The sequence below is a fragment of the Microbacterium sp. NRRL B-14842 genome, assembly GCF_050470785.1.
The window spans coordinates 1-16,908 of sequence record NZ_JBFLUM010000052.1; the positions used below are offsets into that span (position 1 = coordinate 1).

At 67.5% G+C, this 16,908-nt stretch carries 22 protein-coding genes and 1 pseudogene; 14 read left to right on the top strand and 9 right to left on the bottom strand.

Annotation, left to right across the window (positions count from 1 at the left end; translation table 11 throughout):
- Positions 1-707: 707 nt before the first annotated feature.
- A complete protein-coding gene (locus AB1285_RS22785) occupies positions 708-1,769 on the bottom strand; it encodes a hypothetical protein (RefSeq protein WP_370428833.1) in 1,062 nt (353 codons plus the stop codon).
- A gap of 899 nt (positions 1,770-2,668) precedes the next feature.
- A pseudogene (locus tag AB1285_RS22790) lies at positions 2,669-3,903 on the bottom strand (IS256 family transposase).
- A gap of 278 nt (positions 3,904-4,181) precedes the next feature.
- Between AB1285_RS22790 and AB1285_RS22795 the strand changes: the two are divergent.
- The 4 genes from AB1285_RS22795 (at position 4,182) to AB1285_RS22810 (ending at position 7,579) form a co-directional block, all read left to right on the top strand.
- A protein-coding gene (locus tag AB1285_RS22795; RefSeq protein ID WP_370428832.1) for an IS3 family transposase occupies positions 4,182-5,578 on the top strand; the annotation gives its coding sequence in 2 pieces (ribosomal slippage) (positions 4,182-4,518 and positions 4,518-5,578; 1,398 coding nt in all).
- A gap of 91 nt (positions 5,579-5,669) precedes the next feature.
- Positions 5,670-6,473, top strand: a complete 804-nt coding sequence (locus AB1285_RS22800) for a polysaccharide deacetylase family protein (protein WP_203225534.1) — start codon at positions 5,670-5,672, stop codon at positions 6,471-6,473.
- Positions 6,470-7,135, top strand: a complete 666-nt coding sequence (locus tag AB1285_RS22805) for an N-carbamoylsarcosine amidohydrolase (RefSeq protein ID WP_005050795.1) — start codon at positions 6,470-6,472, stop codon at positions 7,133-7,135. The genes AB1285_RS22800 and AB1285_RS22805 overlap by 4 nt, the downstream gene beginning before the upstream one ends.
- Before the next feature lie 51 nt (positions 7,136-7,186).
- Complete coding sequence (locus AB1285_RS22810) at positions 7,187-7,579, top strand: SDR family oxidoreductase (protein ID WP_005050794.1); 393 nt, start codon at positions 7,187-7,189, stop codon at positions 7,577-7,579.
- An 85-nt stretch (positions 7,580-7,664) separates the two neighbouring features.
- On the opposite strand, the gene AB1285_RS22815 is transcribed toward AB1285_RS22810, so the two are convergent.
- A complete protein-coding gene (locus tag AB1285_RS22815; protein WP_082157159.1) occupies positions 7,665-8,108 on the bottom strand; it encodes an SDR family NAD(P)-dependent oxidoreductase in 444 nt (147 codons plus the stop codon).
- Between AB1285_RS22815 and AB1285_RS22820 the strand changes: the two genes are divergently transcribed.
- Positions 8,099-8,254 carry an Lsr2 family DNA-binding protein gene (locus AB1285_RS22820; protein ID WP_425488716.1) on the top strand — a complete coding sequence of 52 codons (156 nt, stop codon included), beginning with the start codon at positions 8,099-8,101 and terminating at the stop codon, positions 8,252-8,254. The genes AB1285_RS22815 and AB1285_RS22820 overlap by 10 nt on opposite strands.
- A gap of 5 nt (positions 8,255-8,259) precedes the next feature.
- On the opposite strand, the gene AB1285_RS22825 is transcribed toward AB1285_RS22820, so the two are convergent.
- The 3 genes from AB1285_RS22825 to AB1285_RS22835 are packed head-to-tail and all read right to left on the bottom strand — an operon-like array spanning position 8,260 to position 9,971.
- Positions 8,260-8,481, bottom strand: a complete 222-nt coding sequence (locus tag AB1285_RS22825; RefSeq protein ID WP_429977886.1) for a hypothetical protein — start codon at positions 8,479-8,481, stop codon at positions 8,260-8,262.
- A gap of 4 nt (positions 8,482-8,485) precedes the next feature.
- Complete coding sequence (locus AB1285_RS22830; protein ID WP_429977887.1) at positions 8,486-9,319, bottom strand: nucleotidyl transferase AbiEii/AbiGii toxin family protein; 834 nt, start codon at positions 9,317-9,319, stop codon at positions 8,486-8,488.
- Complete coding sequence (locus AB1285_RS22835) at positions 9,312-9,971, bottom strand: type IV toxin-antitoxin system AbiEi family antitoxin domain-containing protein (RefSeq protein WP_005050774.1); 660 nt, start codon at positions 9,969-9,971, stop codon at positions 9,312-9,314. The genes AB1285_RS22830 and AB1285_RS22835 overlap by 8 nt, the downstream gene beginning before the upstream one ends.
- Before the next feature lie 152 nt (positions 9,972-10,123).
- On the opposite strand from AB1285_RS22835, the gene AB1285_RS22840 reads away from it, so the two are divergent.
- Genes AB1285_RS22840 through AB1285_RS22860 form a run of 5 tightly spaced genes read left to right on the top strand, consistent with a single transcriptional unit; the run spans position 10,124 to position 12,779 of the window.
- Positions 10,124-11,008: a hypothetical protein gene (locus AB1285_RS22840; protein ID WP_005050771.1), complete on the top strand. Its 885-nt coding sequence runs from the start codon at positions 10,124-10,126 to the stop codon at positions 11,006-11,008.
- Positions 11,008-11,259 (top strand): hypothetical protein, encoded by a 252-nt coding sequence (locus tag AB1285_RS22845; protein WP_005050769.1) that lies wholly within the window; start codon positions 11,008-11,010, stop codon positions 11,257-11,259. Before AB1285_RS22840 ends, AB1285_RS22845 begins: the two co-directional genes overlap by 1 nt.
- Positions 11,252-11,554, top strand: a complete 303-nt coding sequence (locus AB1285_RS22850; RefSeq protein ID WP_005050767.1) for a hypothetical protein — start codon at positions 11,252-11,254, stop codon at positions 11,552-11,554. Before AB1285_RS22845 ends, AB1285_RS22850 begins: the two co-directional genes overlap by 8 nt.
- Positions 11,554-12,030, top strand: a complete 477-nt coding sequence (locus tag AB1285_RS22855) for a hypothetical protein (protein WP_005050765.1) — start codon at positions 11,554-11,556, stop codon at positions 12,028-12,030. The genes AB1285_RS22850 and AB1285_RS22855 overlap by 1 nt, the downstream gene beginning before the upstream one ends.
- Positions 12,027-12,779, top strand: coding sequence for an HNH endonuclease family protein (locus AB1285_RS22860; RefSeq protein WP_005050763.1), 753 nt, complete (start codon positions 12,027-12,029; stop codon positions 12,777-12,779). Before AB1285_RS22855 ends, AB1285_RS22860 begins: the two co-directional genes overlap by 4 nt.
- Before the next feature lie 5 nt (positions 12,780-12,784).
- On the opposite strand, the gene AB1285_RS22865 is transcribed toward AB1285_RS22860, so the two are convergent.
- Positions 12,785-13,318 carry a helix-turn-helix transcriptional regulator gene (locus AB1285_RS22865; RefSeq protein ID WP_005050761.1) on the bottom strand — a complete coding sequence of 178 codons (534 nt, stop codon included), beginning with the start codon at positions 13,316-13,318 and terminating at the stop codon, positions 12,785-12,787.
- A gap of 93 nt (positions 13,319-13,411) precedes the next feature.
- Between AB1285_RS22865 and AB1285_RS22870 the strand changes: the two genes are divergently transcribed.
- The gene (locus AB1285_RS22870; RefSeq protein ID WP_043340519.1) at positions 13,412-13,648 is read left to right on the top strand and encodes a hypothetical protein; all 237 of its coding nucleotides are present in this window, start codon (positions 13,412-13,414) and stop codon (positions 13,646-13,648) included.
- A 70-nt stretch (positions 13,649-13,718) separates the two neighbouring features.
- Here AB1285_RS22870 and AB1285_RS22875 read toward each other — a convergent pair whose 3' ends face one another.
- Positions 13,719-14,525: a hypothetical protein gene (locus AB1285_RS22875; protein ID WP_429977888.1), complete on the bottom strand. Its 807-nt coding sequence runs from the start codon at positions 14,523-14,525 to the stop codon at positions 13,719-13,721.
- Between the two features lie 440 nt (positions 14,526-14,965).
- On the opposite strand from AB1285_RS22875, the gene AB1285_RS22880 reads away from it, so the two are divergent.
- From AB1285_RS22880 to AB1285_RS22890, 3 genes are all read left to right on the top strand, one after another.
- A complete protein-coding gene (locus tag AB1285_RS22880) occupies positions 14,966-15,382 on the top strand; it encodes a hypothetical protein (protein ID WP_429977889.1) in 417 nt (138 codons plus the stop codon).
- On the top strand, positions 15,382-15,801 hold the full coding sequence (locus AB1285_RS22885) for a hypothetical protein (protein ID WP_429977890.1): 420 nt from the start codon (positions 15,382-15,384) through the stop codon (positions 15,799-15,801). Before AB1285_RS22880 ends, AB1285_RS22885 begins: the two co-directional genes overlap by 1 nt.
- A gap of 87 nt (positions 15,802-15,888) precedes the next feature.
- Complete coding sequence (locus tag AB1285_RS22890; protein WP_429977891.1) at positions 15,889-16,605, top strand: hypothetical protein; 717 nt, start codon at positions 15,889-15,891, stop codon at positions 16,603-16,605.
- A gap of 70 nt (positions 16,606-16,675) precedes the next feature.
- Here the strand turns inward: AB1285_RS22890 and AB1285_RS22895 are convergent.
- A partial coding sequence (locus AB1285_RS22895) for a hypothetical protein (protein ID WP_429977892.1) occupies positions 16,676-16,908 on the bottom strand: 233 nt, incomplete at its 5' end.

Below are 16,908 nucleotides of genomic sequence, written 5' to 3' on the forward strand. Positions count from 1 at the left end.
CGAGCGCGATGGCGCAGTTCGCGGAAACTGCTCCAGAGTTGCCCCGATCACTCGCCGACCTTATGGATCTAGCGCTATCGCAGGCCGAGCGCGAAAGCGCAATCGCGCTGGAGTCGCTGCACGAACTCAGCAGAAAGAACCTCTCCAACCTCGCGACCAAGTACCTCAGCGAGCACAGCAGCGGCATGTCGCCGGCAGCCAAACAAGCACGAACACACGCTCACCGAAGGACGCAAGTACATCAAGCCCGGCGGCCAGACGACGCGAGCACGAGCGCAGATCCTCGCACGACACCTCGCACGAGTCGCTGCCACGGTGCCCGAGGCACTCGTGCTGGTCGAGCGGCTGAATGAGGAAGCCGCATCGACCAGCAGTAGCAGTGGCGCAACGGCGTCGGTGGCGCTCCTCCAGGCGATGGACCAACCCGCGGCACGAGCAGGACTCGCTTCCACGATCAGCTCGATGGCCCATAGTCAGCCCGACGCGGCACACTATGGGACTGTTCTGCTTCGCCAACACGCGTCTAGATCGCTTCGAGGGCAAGGGTATGCCGGGTAAGTCGGGTGTTGCGCTCACCGGCCAAGCCGCCCGAATGCGTGCGAGCCCTTGACCTTGTCCGGGCGGGTGTCTTCTCGTCGGTGCCATCGTCGGCGGGCGACTCGGATCGATTGTTGGTGCAACGCTTCCGGGAACTGCTCACCGCTTTGTCACGGTCGCGCAGGTTGTCGCATCGCGGGGTACTTTGCGTATGGTGCTGCGGCTGCGATTTGCCATCGTCGGGCGACGCTTGGCGCCACGCCTGTGAGGTCACAGAGAGGACCGATCGGCATGGTGCTGGCGAGGTTGAGCATTGCGGAGCCTCGGAGCGCGACAATGCTGCAGCCGAGCGCTTCGAGGCTGGTCACGGGACGGTCGTAGTCGACATGCGCACCCGCCCTGAGCTTGGAGGGAAAGAGCCAATCGGAATCGGTATCCCATCGTCGGGGCGCGTCGATCTGGCTTCGAATGAGCTCTGGGAGTGGCGGTGGCAGGGTGATTGGAGTCTGTCCAAGCCGAAGTTGAAGGGTGTTGCCATCATCGATGATGTCCGCGCGCGTGAGGCGCAATACGTGGGAAGCGGGTCGACCGTAGAGGCCGCTGATGAGACCTGTGATCCGCGTGATCAGCGGCAGCGACTCGTCGGTGCTCAGTCTCTGGAGCCACTTCTTGTGTTCGTCTGGTGGGTAGCTGGTCGCTTTGAGACCGCTGGGATGCTTGATGGGTCGGAGCCGTCTTGCGCGGCCCGTCCGCGCGGCCCAGCGGAGAAAGTTTCGCAGGGAGGAGGCTTCCTTTGGGTTGTCGTCGAGGTACTGCTCGACGACGCTCTGCGGCGCTGTCCCGAGATCGATGCCGTTCTGGTCGAGGTGGTTGAGGAATCTCTCTGCTGTGCGGCAGATCAGTCGCGCCCGCATGTAGGACCCGTCCGTGATCCCCTTTTGCCTGATGAGCTGGCGGGTGCGTGCGGTGACTTCCCATCGGCAGAACGGTGTGAGGTGTCGCGCGACAGAGTCGGGCCGGTCGCTGAGGAAGGCGTCGAGCCATCGCTCGAACCGGACTCCACCTTCATCGCGCGGCTTGAGGATGCCGACGTCTGTAAGCGAGTGCCGGAGTAGGTTGGCAGGCTGGAAGGCTGGATGATCATCGAGTGCAGTGTGGCTGATCGGGATCTCCTCACGCAGCATCTTCCGGAGCAGGGCTGCGGTGCGGCTTCGCTTGGTCCACTTCGCCATCGATTGGGGTTCAGGGTGATCGAGTAGCCGCACTTGCAGGGGTGCGAGGAGCGAGCGCGTTCGCGCGGTTCCTTCGGCAAAGAGGTCATTGACGCAGTCGGTTGCGTGGCAGCGATGGCAGATGCGGCCGTACCGTGGCTCTTCGTTGCCACAACGTGGGCATGCGTATCGGGGTGGGGTTCCGGCGCATGTGCTGCAAACCAGGTTGCCGGCTTCGTCCACCGCGACGAGCAGAGCACTCGTGTAGCAGGTGGGGCACTTCTTCTTCGTGGACTTGGCGTGCCGGTAGCACGACTCGCAGGTGTCTCCTCCGAGGAAGGAGACGGCGATGGTCGTGGTCTTGTGGCAGTGGACACATCGCCCGATGCGTCCATCCGCGCAGTTCTCGCAGACGCTATGGCCGTCGACTCGCTTGTGCGCTGGCTGCATCCGATCGCAGATCGTGCAGAGCCGGTAGTTGGCGGGATCCTTCCTCCAGCACGTCCCGCACACGGCCGAGCCGTCTTCGAGTCTGCGTCGAATGATCTTAGGGAGGTGGCATCGGCCGCAGATCTTCGGTGTCGCCTTGGTATAGCACCCGTGACAACATCGTGAGCCGTCGGGGTGATTGGCTCCGAGCAGCAGATCTCGATCACAGTGTGTGCAGGCCGGCACGACAACATCGTGCCCTTGTGCGCGGGCGAGTCGGAGAAGCCGCTGCGCGGAACGACTCATCTGCTGATCGCCGTTGTGCGCGTAGTTGGGCGAGGTTTGCAGGTATTGGATGAGCCAGGCCCGGGCGGTCGGCGTTTCTACGACTAAACCGAGCATCTCGGCGACACCCGCCTTGCCGATCGTCTTGGCCGCGTCCGTTTGAGTGGTGGTCTTTCGCTTCGTTGCGATGATCAGCTGTCGTTAGTTTAGGCGGCGGTGATCTCGGGGAGTATCACCGCCTCGTCGATGGTGGGGGTGGTCGCGGTGAGCTCGGTCATGGAGGCTTCGGAGAAGTAGCGGCGGTCGGCGGCTTCCCATTCGTCGTGTTGCTCGACGAGGACGGAGCCGGCCAGGCGGAGCAGGGCGGCGTTGTTCGGGAACACGCCAACGACGTCGGTGCGGCGCTTGATCTCCCGATTGAGGCGTTCCAGCGGGTTCGTGGACCAGATCTGTCGCCAATGCCGGGCGGGGAACGCTTTGAACGCGAGGATGTCGTCACGGGCGTCGGTGAGCATCACGGCGGTCTTGGGGTGGACGCGCTCGATCATGCGCACGACTTCGTCGAACTGGGCATCGATGTGCTCGGCGTCGGGTTGGGCGAAGATCGTGCGGATCACGCTGGCGACCATCTCCTGCCGGCCCTTCGGGAGGGCGGTCAGGACGTTGCGCATGAAGTGGACGCGGCAGCGCTGCCAGGCGGCGCCCTGCAACACGGTCGCTGCGGCCTTCTTCAGTCCGGCGTGGGCGTCGGAGATCACCAGCTTCACCCCGCCCAGACCTCGTGTCTTCAACGAGCGCAGGAACTGCTTCCAGAACTCCTCGGTCTCGCTGTCTCCGACATCGAAGCCCAGCACGACCCGCCGCCCGTCAGCGGCGACGCCGATCGCGACGACGACCGCCTGGGACACGACACGGTGGTCGATGCGGACCTTGCAGTAGGTCGCGTCGAGGAACACGTAGGGGTAGGCGATGTCAGACAGCGAGCGGTCGCGGAACGATGCGACCTCGGCGTCGAGCCCTTGGCAGATGCGGGACACCTCGGACTTCGAGATGCCAGTGTCAGCGCCGAGCGCTTTGACGAGGTCATCGACCTTCCGGGTTGAGACGCCGTGGAGGTAGGCCTCCATCACGACCGCGAACAAGGCTTGGTCGACCCGGCGGCGCCGCTCCAGCAGCGACGGGAAGAACGACCCCTGCCGCAACTTCGGATCCGCAACTCCAGATCCCCAGCCGTGGTCGACAGCACCCGCGGCCGGGAACCGTTGCGGGTAGTCGTGCGCTCGCTCGTGCGCTCGTAGGGGGCGGCGCCGATGAATGCGGCTGTCTCCGCGTCGATCAGCTCCTGGTAGAGCCGCTCGGTCGCGGCTCGGATGCGGTCGGTGGTGCCGGTGAGCTTCAGTTCCCCGAGCAGCTCGAGGAGGGCAGACTGGTCAAGAGCCATCGTGCGGTGTCGTCTTTCTGTGTGAGTTCTTGGTCGTTCTCACTGACCATCGCACGATGGCTCACCCCGTCGCGGTCACGACGCCGCGGGCCCGAAAGACCACCACCCCGCGGGACTCCAGGCCGGTAGCCGGGGAACGACTGGGCCCGGCCGGTGAAACCATGCGCCCACTCGGTGAGATCGTCCAGCCGCCCCCTGTGCGTCAGGATGGGGTGAGACACCAGCACTGCTGACCTTCGCACTGCACGGGGCGAGAACGGACCAATACTGAGATGACGATGACGGTTGCTGACGTCGGCACCGATGATGGGGCTATGGCTCCTCGTGCTGACCGGCCCAAGAGGCGGACGTTCACCGCCGAGTTCAAAGCGGCGATCCTGGCCGAGTACGACGCCGCGGACCGCTCTGGGCGTGGGGAGATCCTGCGCCGGGAGGGCCTGTACACCTCCCACATCATCGAGTGGCGCAAGGCCGCGGCCGCCGGCTCGCTGTCCGGGCTGGGCAGCAAGCCGCGGGACCGGCGCGAGCGGGAGCTGCAGGCGCTACGGGCCCGGGCGGAGAAGGCCGAGGCCGAGCTGGCCAAGACCAGGGCGGCGCTGGACCTGATGGGAAAAGCACACGCGCTCTTGGAGACGCTCTCCGAGAGCGCGGACAAGCCGCCGCGGTCGCCGCGGTGATCAACCCGGCCGTCGACGGGCTGGCCGAGCACGTCGGCACCGCGGCTGCGTGCGCGCTGCTGGGTCGCTCCCGCGCCAGTCACTACCGGGCCAAGAACCCGCCACCGCCACGTCCACGGACACCGCGGCCGGCACCGGCGAACAAGCTGTCCGCCGCCGAGCGGGCCCACGTGCTGGCCGTGTTGACCAGCCAGCGGTTCGCGGACAAGTCGGTCGCCCAGGTCTGGGCCACGCTGCTGGACGAGGGCACCTACCTGTGCTCGATGTCCACGATGCACCGGATCCTGCGCGAGCACGACATGGCCGGGGAACGGCGCCGGCAGGCGAGCCACCCGCCCCGGACCCGGCCCGAGCTCGTCGCGACGGCGCCGGGGCAGGTGTGGAGTTGGGACATCACAAAGCTCAAGGGGCCGGAGCGGGGCGTGTACTACGACCTGTACGTCGTGCTCGACATCTTCTCCAGGTTCGTCGTGGGCTGGACCATCGCGGCCCGCGAGGACGCCGAGATCGCCAAGAACCTGCTCGAGCACGCCATGGGCATCCATGGCGTGCCGGAGGCGATCCACGCCGACCGCGGGACCTCGATGACCTCCAAACCGGTCGCTCAGCTGCTCGTCGACCTCGGGGTGGCCAGGTCGCACTCCCGCCCGCACGTGTCGAACGACAACCCTTACAGCGAGGCGGCGTTCAAGACGCTGAAGTACGCCCCGGTCTTCCCCGAGCGCTTCGGGTCCCTGGCCGACGCCGGCGCGTTCGCCGAGCAGTTCTTCGCCTACTACAACCACGAGCACCGCCACTGCGGGATCGGGCTGCACACCCCCGCCAGCGTCCACTTCGGCACCGCCGGGCAGGTCCGCGCCCAGCGCCAGGCCACCCTGGACGCGGCCTACGCCGCCCGTCCCGAGCGCTTCGGCCACCGCCGACCCCAGGCGCCCAAGCTGCCCGAGGCCGCCTGGATCAACCAGCCCTCACAGGAGGCCCTCATACAGACCGCCTGACGGAATCTGTCTCACCCGCCTTGACACTTTCCGCTTCGATTACAGCCCGATCACGGAGCGACCGACGATTTCGTGGCCGAATGGGGCCCGAGTGGCGTTCTATGTCGGGCTGAACATCGAGCACTATCAGATCGACAAGCCCTCCACGAGCATCTTCGGCGGTACCGCGATGCTGCAGCCGGATCCACTCAATTACGGCTGGCGCGATTACGGTCCGCGGGTAGGCCTGTGGCGGATGATCGAGAGCCTCGACCGACATGGAGTGCCCGCAAGTGTGCTTCTCAACTCCGACGTTTGTCGGCACTACCCCCAGATTCTCGAGGCAGGCCGGCAACGCGGCTGGGCGTGGCTCGCGCATGGCCGCGACAATTCCACCTTCCAAGCTGGAATGGGTGCTGACACGGAGCGCGCCTACCTTCAAGACGTGACGGATACAATCGCCTCCGCCACCGGAGTACGGCCGCGGGGCTGGCTTGGCCCGGCGCTCACAGAGACGTTCGAGACGCCGCGGATCCTTCGGGAGCTGGGGTATGACTACGTCCTGGACTGGACGAACGACGATCAGCCGTATCCGCTGAACGTCGACGGGATGTTCAGCGTTCCCTACACGATAGAACTCAACGATGTGACGATGTTCGTGAGTAAGAGCTATACCGGCCCGCAGTTCCTGGAAGCGGTGATCGACCAGTTCGATCAGCTCTATTCAGACTCCGAGCACTCGGGTCGCGTCATGTCGCTGCCGTTGCACCCGTTCATCGTCGGCCAGCCGTTCCGCCACCGCTACCTTGATCGGGCCCTCGAGCACATCACGTCTCACGATGGTGTCTGGGTGACGACGAGCGATGCCATCGCGGCGCACTATCAGTCGACGGGGAACAGGAGAGCCGATTCGTGACGAATACGGAGCTGATCGATGAGTACGCACGGCTGCGCGACGAGTTCAAGGCCAAGGGATTGGGCGGCCGGATCGGCTACGGCGAGAAGCCGGCGCTGCTGATCGTCGACTTGATCACCGGATTCACGGACAGCCGTTCGCCCCTGTCAGGCGAACTGGAGTCACAGCTGGCCGCCACCAATGCCTTACTCGTCCCCGCCCGTGAACTCGAGATCCCCATCTTCTTCTCGACGGTCGCGTACGACACCGAATTGCAGGAGGCGGGGCTCTGGATCAAGAAGATCCCGTCCAACCACCTGTTGGTGGAGGGCAGCGAATGGGTGGAGGTCGACAGCAGGCTGGGCCAGCTGCCCCACGAGATGACCCTGGTGAAGAAGTACGCATCCTGCTTCTTCGGAACTGATCTCGCCGCACGCTTGATCTCACGGGGTGTCGACACCATCATCATCGTCGGCTGCACCACCAGTGGGTGCGTGCGCGCCTCGGCGGTTGACGCCTGCTCCTACGGCTTCCACACCATCGTCGTCGAAGAGGCAGTCGGCGACCGGGCAGCCCTTCCGCACCTGGCCAGCCTCTTTGACATCGACGCGAAGTACGGCGATGTCGTCAGCCTCGACGACGCACGTGCTTACCTGCGGGGGCTTGCGCAACAGAACGATTGACTGCAGTAACGCCGTGGGGCCAACTTCCTCTGTGCGGAATATTGAACCGGCGTGCAGGCCGAGATCCCGCAGATGCTGGCGCAGGGCGGCGGATCCATCATCAACACCGCCTCGTCCCTCGGGCAGGTCGCCATCGCCCACCAGTCCGCCTACGTCACGTCGAAGCACGGCGTCATCGGCCTCACCCGAGCCGCCGCGGTGGAGTACTCCGACAAAGGCATCCGCGTGAACGCAGTGCTGCCCGGGGTGATCCAGACGCCAATGATAGACGCGCTGGAGGAGACCTACCCCGGCTTCAAGGACGCGCTGCTGACGAAGCACCCGATCGGCCGACTCGGCACGCCGCACGACATCGCCGAGATGGTCGCGTGGCTCGGTTCCGACGCGGCCGCCTTCGCGACCGGCGCGCAGTTCGCCGTCGACGGCGGGTACCTCGCGATTTAGACGAGGTGGCCACGACGGACGGGAGGCACGGTGTCAGCTGACACCGTGCCTCACGTCCGTCACCGGTCGCGCCGCGACCCGCGTGTCAGCCGTTCTTCGCGGCCAGTCGGTCCGTCTCGCTGTCGTTCCGCCACCCGGCGGTCGCGCCGCCGTCGACGCTGTAGTTCTGTCCGGTCACCCAAGAGGACTCGTCGGAGGCCAGGTAGAGCGGCATGTACGCGATGTCCTCGCCCGTGCCGGGGCGTTGAATGAGCGCGTTGCCGACCTGCCAGGCCTTGCCCTCCGCATCCACCGCCTTGTCCGTCGCCGGGGTGCTGACGAAGCCAGGCGAGATCGAGTTCGCGCGGACGCCGTAGCGGGCGCCCTCCGCAGCGAGCGACTTCGTCATCGCGATGACGCCGCCCTTCGCGGTGGTGTGCGCGACCTGGCGAGCGGCTCGATCCCGCGACCTTCGCGATCGACGGAAAGCAACTCGAGATCGATCTCGAGTTCGAGGCCTGGGCCAAGAGCGCGCGCCGCATCGGCGCAGCCACCCGGCGTCCGGCGAGGACGTCGCGGGGCGGACGGGCCGATCTCAACACGGTGCGTGAATGGGCCAGTCAGAACGGACACCAGGTCAGCGATCGCGGCAGGGTTCCCGCGTCCATCCTCGAGGCGTACGACGCGGCGCACTGACGCGGTCACTCCTGGGCTGAGCCGCGCGCTGCGCGCCAGTGCTCCGTGACGGGATAACCGGAGCGCACGTGCGCGCGCACGTGGACCTCCCCCGAAGGGGATCCGCTGCCGCCCGGCTCCGGCGGCGGAGGGTTCTGTGTCCAGCCTGAGCCAGGGACCCAGACCGTCCCCGGTTGCACGGGCGCGTCGGCGAGCGCGGGATCGATCAGCTGACGCGCGAGAGCCACGGCCTCACCCAGATCGGTGATCCCGCCGGCTGAGGGTCGTGCCGGCCGCGAGCACCCGGTAGGGACCGTCCCAACCGTCCGGGACCGTGAACGTAGTGAACGAGTCGAGCTTTGACAGTGCACGCTTCGCGTCGATGGCCATCTGCAGCTCGCGCAGGTCGACGCGCTGCGTGCGTGCAATGGTGACGATGTCCACCAGGTCTTTCGCGCGGCTGCTGGGGCGGCCGTTGTAGGTGCTCATCGTCGCAGTGACCTTCTCCGCGACCTGATCGGAGATCGGGAACAGCCGGTAGGGGTGCGACGGGACCGGCCGCCCCAGCTGCAGCCGCGTCGACGGCTCGATCGTCTCGACGCGGCCGACCGGGGGAGGGCCGACGACCACGTCGATGGGGATGTCGGAGATCCTCCGGCCGGTGTTCGCGTCCAGACATGTGAACACCAGGCGCCGGGTCGCGACACCCGGCTGGTTCTCTCCTCGCCCGGTCGCACGGGCACGGGTGAGCTGGAACCGCACATGGTCGCCGAGATCACGCGCGGCTGCCTGCTCGAGCGCCTGCTGCGCGGCATCCAGATCGGCGGCGCCGGTCGAGGCCAGATCCAGGTCTTTCGTCGACCGTGACTTCGGCACCCGGGCGAGCATCGCCGTGCCGCCCTTGAGCAGCCACTCGGACTCTTCCCCCTCCGCAAAGACCCGGCTGAGGAAACGATCGTGCTGTGCCTGCACGATCTGCGCATTCACATCCAGCGCGCTCGCGCCGTCACCGGCTGCCTTCGTCGCGGCCGCCTTGATCGCCTGCGCAAGCCCCGTCCAGTCTTTGTAGCCGTCGGGCTCAGGCATCGGCCGGCACCACCGCGTCGACGCCCGCAAGAGCGAGCAGATCAGCCGCGAGCGCGGCACCCGAGGGGTACTTGTTGGGCTTGGCCAGCGGCTCCAGATACTCGGTCAGGCGGGCGGGGGAGAGCAGCTTTCCCGCGTCCGCGGCGTCGGCGAGCGCATCGGCGACGAGGGAGCGGTCGACCCACTGCTCGATCAGGTCGGCGATCGTGCGCTCGACGCTCATGGTCGGCATCCCGTCGACGGAGACCACCTCGGTGGGCGCGAGCTCGCGGGTGCGGAGCCGCACCCCGTCCAGGCGGGTACCGCGGCGGGTGGGAACGACGAACTCGAGTGGCCCGGGGAACCAGTCGCCGATGCCATGCAGCTGCGCGGCCGTCTGGCCTGCGGCGACGACGGGCGGGACGCCGGTGTCTGTGCGGGGACGGTCGGCGCCGCCGAGGGCGAGCCAGGTCGCGAGGATCGCCTCCTGCTCGTGCTCTGGCGCGCCGGCGAGGCGGTAGACGCCGCGCGCGACGCGGATGAGCGCGCCGCTGTTGGCGAGGCGCGTCAGGGTCGGGCGCGCCACGCCAGCCTCGAGCGCCTGGGCGGTGGTCACCAGGCCCCAACGCTGTGACGCGAGCTCGCCCAGACGAGCGAAAGTTGATCCTGCCATGCGCACAGTGTAGCGAGAAACCGCAACAAACGTTGTAGCTCGTTCAGATTGTCGACTTCGAGCCTCTGGGGCCACCCCTTAGCAGTGAGGGGGTTCCAAACCCTCGGGAACGGGTTATATTCGGGAATATAACCATCTGTGAGGAGGAGAAGATGCGGACCCACACCTGCCCGCCGGACCACAAGCACGGGCTGACCTCCACCTGCTACGTCGTCCACCTCTGCGGGTGCCGCGCCTGCATGGACGGCAACGCGCGCCGCCGCCGCGACCGCTACCGTCTCCTGGCCTACGGGCGATACCAGGACGCGCACCAACCCATCGAGCCGATCCGGCAGCACCTGCAGGCACTGGTCGACACCGGGATGATCCCCGAACGGATCGCCATCAGCGCCGGCGTCGGCGGCGCCACGGTCCGTCGCCTGCTCAACAGCGAGACGGCACGGTTCGTCACCGGCGCCACCGCCCGCAAACTCCTCGCAGTCACCCCCGACAGCAGCACTCTCGCCGCGCAGGGCCGAGTCAACGGCCGCGGCACCCGCCGGCGCCTCCAGGCTCTGGCCGCGATCGGATGGAACCACCACGAGATCGCACGCCGACTCGGCTACCCGCGCTGGAAGGTCAACAAGGCACTCGAAGGCGCCTACGTGGACATCCGTGTCCACGACGACATCGCCGCGCTCTACGACGAGCTCTGGGACCAGCAGCCCCCCACCCACACCCGAGCGCAGCGGGTCGGCCGCTCCTACGCACTCACGGTCGCACGCCGGCACGGCTGGCTGCCGCCGCTGGCCTGGGACGACATCGACACCGACCCGGCACCGCCCACAGCCGGGCAGGAACCCCTGCTCGACGAGATCGCGATCGAGCTCGCTCTCGCCGGCCAGAACGTCCGCCTCACCCGAGACGAGCGCCTCGAAGCCACCCGACGCGGGACCGAACGCGGACTCAGCCTCACCCAGCTCAGCGACCTGCTCGGCGTCGACGTCCGCACCATCGACCGCGACCGTGACGACCTCGGACTCCGGCAGGCCGCCTGATGAGCAAGACGCTCGACATCCTCGAAGCCGCCCTGCACGGCACCACCGCCGGCTACCTGGCCGGATGCCGCAGCAAGGGAGGATGCCCGAACCACGGCAACCGCCAGCTGCTCACCTGCACCGAAGCGGCCCGCGCCCGCCGCCACTACTTCTCGCTCGCCTCGCTCGAGGAGACCGAGCCGATCACCCGGCAGATGCTCCGCGACGCCAAGAACAGCCCCTTCGCACCGAAAGAAGCCGCAGATGTCTGACCAGCCGAACACCTTCACCATCGACTCCACCAAAGAGGGAGAGTGGCTGCGGGTCGTCCGCGCGCTCGGCGGCCATCGCTGGGCCCTGTCGCTGCGCTTCAACCCCCTCCCGCTGACTCAGCGAGGCGCCCGGCACACCCGGCCAACGCGGCAGCCCACACCCCACGCGGCAGCAGGCCACGGGCCGAACGCGAGACTGCACCTGCCCAGCTGCGCGATCTCCCCCCAGCTCGGCAACGGCCGCGGCGCCCACCTCAAGCAGATCCCCCACCTGGGCCGAACCGAGGAGCACTGATGACCGACATCGCCGTGCGCCTCCAGGAAGCCATGACCATCCAGACCGGCACACCCGTCACCGTCCGATGGAGCTTCCGCGAGTTCGCGCTCAACTGCACCCGCCGCGACGGCCGCCCCCTCACCCAACGGATGCACAGGCTCTTCCAGACGCTGCTCAACCGTGAAGCGCTCCGCGAGCTCACTCCAGGAGAAGACCCAACGATGGGATCCCGCGCAACCCTCATCGAGATCATCGACGACCTCGCCGTCAGCGCCGACCACCAAGGCGCCCGCGCGGCCGCGCTCGCCGAGGTCCTCCTCAGTGCCGGCATGTTCCACCTCGGCGACCAGCTCCGCCGCCAGAGCCACGCACTCTCAGAGCTCGACGCCGACGACGAAACCCTCGAGGTCATCGACGAGGCACGCACCCAGATCGCCCGAACCATACTGCTGCTCGACCAAGCCGACACCGCACAGGCAAAGGAGCGCAGATGAACCGACGCACCCGCCGCGCCAGCACAGCCCTCGCCGCGGTCGCAGCTCTCGCGCTCGGCTTCGGCGCCCACCAGCTGGGCATCACCTCCTGGATCGACACATGGACGCGCCCGCAGGCACCCGCCCCGGACCCGACCTACGACTACACCGCGCTCGCCGCAGTCGCGCAGGAGCTGCCGCTGATCGATCCCACCGAGGAGATTCCCGAGTATCGCCGCGCCACGTTCGGCGAGCGCTGGATCGACATCGAGGGAAACGGCTGCGATCAGCGAGACGATCTCCTCGCCGTCCAGCTGCAGGACGTCGTCCGTGACGGTTGCACGGTGCTCTCCGGCGTGCTCGACCCCGATCCGTACACGGGCACACGCATTGAGTTCGAGCACGACCGGATCGCCGCCCCTGGAGCCCCGGGAAGCTCCGGCGTCCAGATCGACCACATCGTCAGCCTTTCGGCGGCGCACGCCGGGGGCGCGTGGGCGTGGACCGAGCAGCAGCGCATTCAGTTCGCCAACTCGTTCGACAACATCGTCGCCGTCGATGGCAACACGAATGCGGCCAAGAACGACCACGGGCCAGCCCTGTGGCTGCCATCGAACGCCGACTACGTGTGCACCTACGTCGCCCGCTACACGGAGATCGTCGACACCTGGCACCTCGCGGTCGACGAAGCCGACCGCGGTGCGCTCGTGGACACGCTCTCAACCTGCGCTGCCCAGCAAGCCAGCGACGAGAGCGGGAGCATGTCGTGAAGCCGCTACGAACCCGCGTGGGATCTCGCCGCGCGCGCCTGACGCTTGGCCGCGCGAGCGCGGTCTACGACCTCGTTCGCATCCGTCGTGTCGACACCGAGGGTGCGCCTGATCACCTCGAGCTCGGCGTCGGTCCAGCGGGTGCGCCCTCGCATCCGCTCACCGAACGTGACGACGTTCAAGCCGAGCAGGTCGATCAGAGCCGCCTGCGTGGGAACCTCGGGCGCCCCCGCCCCGTCCGCGATCGCCGCCCGCAACCGCTCCGCGAAAGCCGCATCGCGCGCCAGTCCCGGCATCAGTCGCGGCCGGCGGCCGCGCTGCGAGGGCGCCCTGCGCGCGCGCTCCTGCGCGAATGCGTCGATCGCGGCCTCGTCGTAGAGCGGGGAGTTGCCTTCTATGGCAACCGGCTCGGGGAGCAGAGGACCCTCCTGGCCGGCTCTGCGCAGCTTGTTGCTGATGGAGCGCATCTTGTAGACCGCGACGACGGACACGCCGAGCTTCTCGGCGACGTCCGCCGTGGTGAGGTGCCGTCCGGTCATCAGCGCTCCTCTCAGCTGGATGAATATAACCACTTTCGCGGTTACGGCGCGCCGCGGCAACCAGACCCAACTTGGTTGGGGATGCTGGGGCGCATGGCTAACAAGGACGCGGACGCCATCCGTGAGGAGCTCCGTCGCATCGGCCAGCAGCTCGCGCAAGCGGACGAGCTGCGCGAACGCCGCGGCAAAGTCGTCGACGAGGCGCGCGCGGCCGAGCTGACCCAGCGAGAGATCGCCCTCCTGCTGGGGATGACCGAGGAAGGGCTGCGGAAGGCGCAGAAGTCCTACCACGGACGCGGGCGCTCTTACGGCGGCCGCCTCGCGTCCTAGCGACCCCGCCAGACCTTCATGGAGCGCCCGTCGACTGCGAAATCTGATTGCAATTTTCAAGCACTCTTGACTAATATAACCTGACGAATGAGGGGGTGAGATGGACGAGCTGAACTACCGACCCAAGCCGTGGACGCCGAAGGACGTGCCCACGATCTGGGTCGACCAGACCACCGGGCAAGGCGTCACCGACGCCGGCACGCCCGTTCGCCCCGTCATCGGCGAGCGCCGCAAGAACCCCAACCTGACGGACCTGCTCGACACGGCTGCCTCGTACGGCGCTAACCGCATCATGCTGACCGGGAAGCGCCCCGAGCCTGCGCCTGGCGTGCGGCACTGGCTGTACGTCCAGACCCCGAACTGGAAGCCCGGAGCCCACTGGGTCAACAACGGCCCGCCCACCGGTCGGTTCGAGCACGCGGTCACCGGCTTCAAGATCGAAGTCCGCACCGCGGAGGAGTGGTTCGGCGACGGGCCGCTGACCCCTGCCCAGGCTCGTCTGGCCTGGAACGTCACCGCGTCGATCATTCGCCACGCCGACGAGAACGCGCGCCTGTTCAACAGCCCTGCCGCCACCGGAACGAACCTGTGGGCGCTGTCGCTGCCGAAGAACATCAACCCCGTGCCGGTCGAAGACGACATCGCCCAGGAGATCCACTTCACCTCGGGCCTGCACCACTACGACCACCTGGTCGCGGGGGAGTCGTTCGCCAAGCACGAGGACTGCGTCCCGCTGATCGACCCGGCCAAGACGAAGAAGATCAGCGAGTTCGCCTACGTCGACGGCCGGTTCATGTTCGCCGGCGTCGGGCGCGAGCTCGGTATCGGCCCCGCGATCCGGCTGAACCAGGCCGCCGCGTACGAGCTGCTCGAGCAAGACCCCTACGCGCGCGCCCCGCTTCCACGTGCGGTTCCGCGTCCCTCAGGGCTGGAACCACGTTGGCCTGCTCGGTGTGAAGCACCTGGACGTTCGCGAAGGCTGGTTCTATCCGAACCGGCCCGGAGCGGTGCACGACACCTGGGCCGACGGCAGCGAGATCCACGTCGCCCTCAAGCACGGGTGGAGATCCGCCCTCACGAGGCCGTGGTGTTCCGCAAGGCCAAGCCTCTAGACACCTTCACCGAGCGCATGACGCGCGCCCGCGAGCGAGTCCAGCTGCAGGACGAGATGCACCCGGACCTGCGCCGCGCTGTGCTCGCCGCGCTGCGGAACATCATTGCTGCACTCGATCGGTGCATTCGCCGCCGCGGGCCGCGACGAGACCCGCGTCGTCGCCGCGTCGCCCCGATGACGTCCCGCCCGAGTACAGGGCCAAGATGCTGCGACAGGGCAACCTCTGGATCTATCGCATCCCGTCGCGCCCGAACGACCGCACCCGAAGCTTCTACCACCCGGAGCTCGCCGCCCAGGTCTGGGGTCGCGCACGCGCTCGCGTCCTCCACGGCCCCAGCTCCCTCGGCGGCTACACCTCCGGTGCTCTCACGGTCGACCCCTCGACGCTCATCGGCATCCAGGGTGATGCGATCTACACGACCAAGCTGCCGGCGTGGTCCCTGCCGGACCGGTTCATCGGCGGCGGCGACGACGGCAAGACCGGGCGCCTGCGCCTGCAGGGCTACCTCAACGGATCCTTCATCACGCCGGAGACGCTGCGGCAGCGTGACGCGCTGAAAGCACGTGCCGAGCGGGCCGGCATCGCCAAGGCGCTCGAGCAGGCAGAGGAGAAGGGCTGATGGCTGACCAGCAGCGCACCGCCCAAGACCTCATCCGCGATCTGCGGCGCAAGGGCATCAGCACGGCCGAGATCGCCGAGGAGCTGCACCGCTCGCCTCGAATGGTCCGCAAGATCCTCAACGGCGAAACCAGCGGCGCCCTCTACCGCCAGGCGCTCCAGGAGCTCGCTGACACCGGACGCCTCACCCACGTCCCGCCGCGGCGCCGGCGCAAGGACGGCTCGATCGCCCCCGTGCGAGGCAAGGCCGGCGCCAAGCCCGTCATCCCCGAAGACCTCAGCGGCACTACGTTGAGGGTCGCCAGGGTGGTCGGCTGCGCGTCGACGTGGCATACGCCACCGGGGGCGACCGGTACATCGAGATGCGCATCCCCAAGGGCCGCACCGCGAAGGGCCGCGAGCAGGCGAACGCCGAACTGATCAAGCAGGTCCGCAACGCCGCCAAGGGCCAGTCCCACGACAAGCAGAAGCAGATCACCGCCCCACCTGACCTTCTCCAACGGCCGCGTGATGGAGGTCAACTCGTACAACGCCTCGACGATGCTCAAGCGCATCCACGAGAACGGCGGCGACGCCCTCGGCTGGTTCCGCGAAGAGTCGAAGAACCGATACGTGAACCTCGACACCAGCCGCGACACCATCACCGGCGTCACCCTCAACGTCGTCAGCACGGCCAAGACGACCGAGTACCAGAGGCAGGCCGAGCGCGGCCGCACTCGCCGCCCCCGCTCGCTGTCGCCGGCGGAGCTCATCAGCATGGAAGAGAAGCGGCGCATCGAGGAGCGCCGCGCTCGCCGCCGTGGAAACCGAGGAGGTGGTCAGTGGACCATGGCCGCCCCGAAGAAGCCCACAGCTGCAGCGAAGCCCCGCGCACGCAAGGCCGCGCCCCCCGCTGAGGAAGTCACCAGCGACGTCGACCAGGCAGCGACGTCCGAAGCACCCGCACGCGCACCTCGCGCAAGCCAGAAGCCGGCAGCGGCGAGCGCGACGCCTCCTGAGTCGGCCGAGGCGGAGACGCCACCGCCGGCGAAGAAGAAGCGGGGGCCCTACAACGTCGTCTACGTCCAGAAGAAGCCCGTCTCGATCCGTCTCCCCGACGACGCGCTTGAACTGATGGACTGGGCCAAGCAGGATGCAGCCAGCCGCGGCGACCGCCTCACCAAGGACGAGATCGTCACCGTTGCGCTTCGCGCCTACTGGGGCCGCAAACGGCGCCGCGGGTAATGACCGTCTCCTGAGCTGCTGGCAGGGAAGTCGAGATGAGTGAAACTAACGGGCCGGCCGAGTTGCCGGTCTACTCGATCGCCGAGGCATTCGTGAAGCGATCCGAATGTATATCGGGCAGCCCGTCACGTTCGAGCGAGTGCACACGTTCCTGCTCGGTTTCGAAACGGCGATGTTGTACGTTCGCGACGAGCTCGCGCGCGATCGCAATGCGTTTCAGCCCGTGGGCGTGCTCGGTCAGTTCCGGGAGCAGCTGCGATCCGAGGGGCGGCTCAGGTGGGACTCTGGTCCCTGACGATCGTG

Bases quoted from the DNA above. Each gene is read 5' to 3' on its own strand.
- AB1285_RS22880 (WP_429977889.1), top strand. From the start codon at position 14,966: ATGCTGCGACAGGGCAACCTCTGGATCTATCGCATCCCGTCGCGCCCG.
- AB1285_RS22830 (WP_429977887.1), bottom strand. From the start codon at position 9,319: ATGCCTGAGCCCGACGGCTACAAAGACTGGACGGGGCTTGCGCAGGCG.
- AB1285_RS22840 (WP_005050771.1), top strand. From the start codon at position 10,124: ATGCGGACCCACACCTGCCCGCCGGACCACAAGCACGGGCTGACCTCC.
- AB1285_RS22835 (WP_005050774.1), bottom strand. From the start codon at position 9,971: ATGGCAGGATCAACTTTCGCTCGTCTGGGCGAGCTCGCGTCACAGCGT.
- AB1285_RS22860 (WP_005050763.1), top strand. From the start codon at position 12,027: ATGAACCGACGCACCCGCCGCGCCAGCACAGCCCTCGCCGCGGTCGCA.
- AB1285_RS22785 (WP_370428833.1), bottom strand. From the start codon at position 1,769: ATGGCGAAGTGGACCAAGCGAAGCCGCACCGCAGCCCTGCTCCGGAAG.
- AB1285_RS22855 (WP_005050765.1), top strand. From the start codon at position 11,554: ATGACCGACATCGCCGTGCGCCTCCAGGAAGCCATGACCATCCAGACC.
- AB1285_RS22845 (WP_005050769.1), top strand. From the start codon at position 11,008: ATGAGCAAGACGCTCGACATCCTCGAAGCCGCCCTGCACGGCACCACC.
- AB1285_RS22885 (WP_429977890.1), top strand. From the start codon at position 15,382: ATGGCTGACCAGCAGCGCACCGCCCAAGACCTCATCCGCGATCTGCGG.
- AB1285_RS22850 (WP_005050767.1), top strand. From the start codon at position 11,252: ATGTCTGACCAGCCGAACACCTTCACCATCGACTCCACCAAAGAGGGA.
- AB1285_RS22865 (WP_005050761.1), bottom strand. From the start codon at position 13,318: ATGACCGGACGGCACCTCACCACGGCGGACGTCGCCGAGAAGCTCGGC.
- AB1285_RS22870 (WP_043340519.1), top strand. From the start codon at position 13,412: ATGGCTAACAAGGACGCGGACGCCATCCGTGAGGAGCTCCGTCGCATC.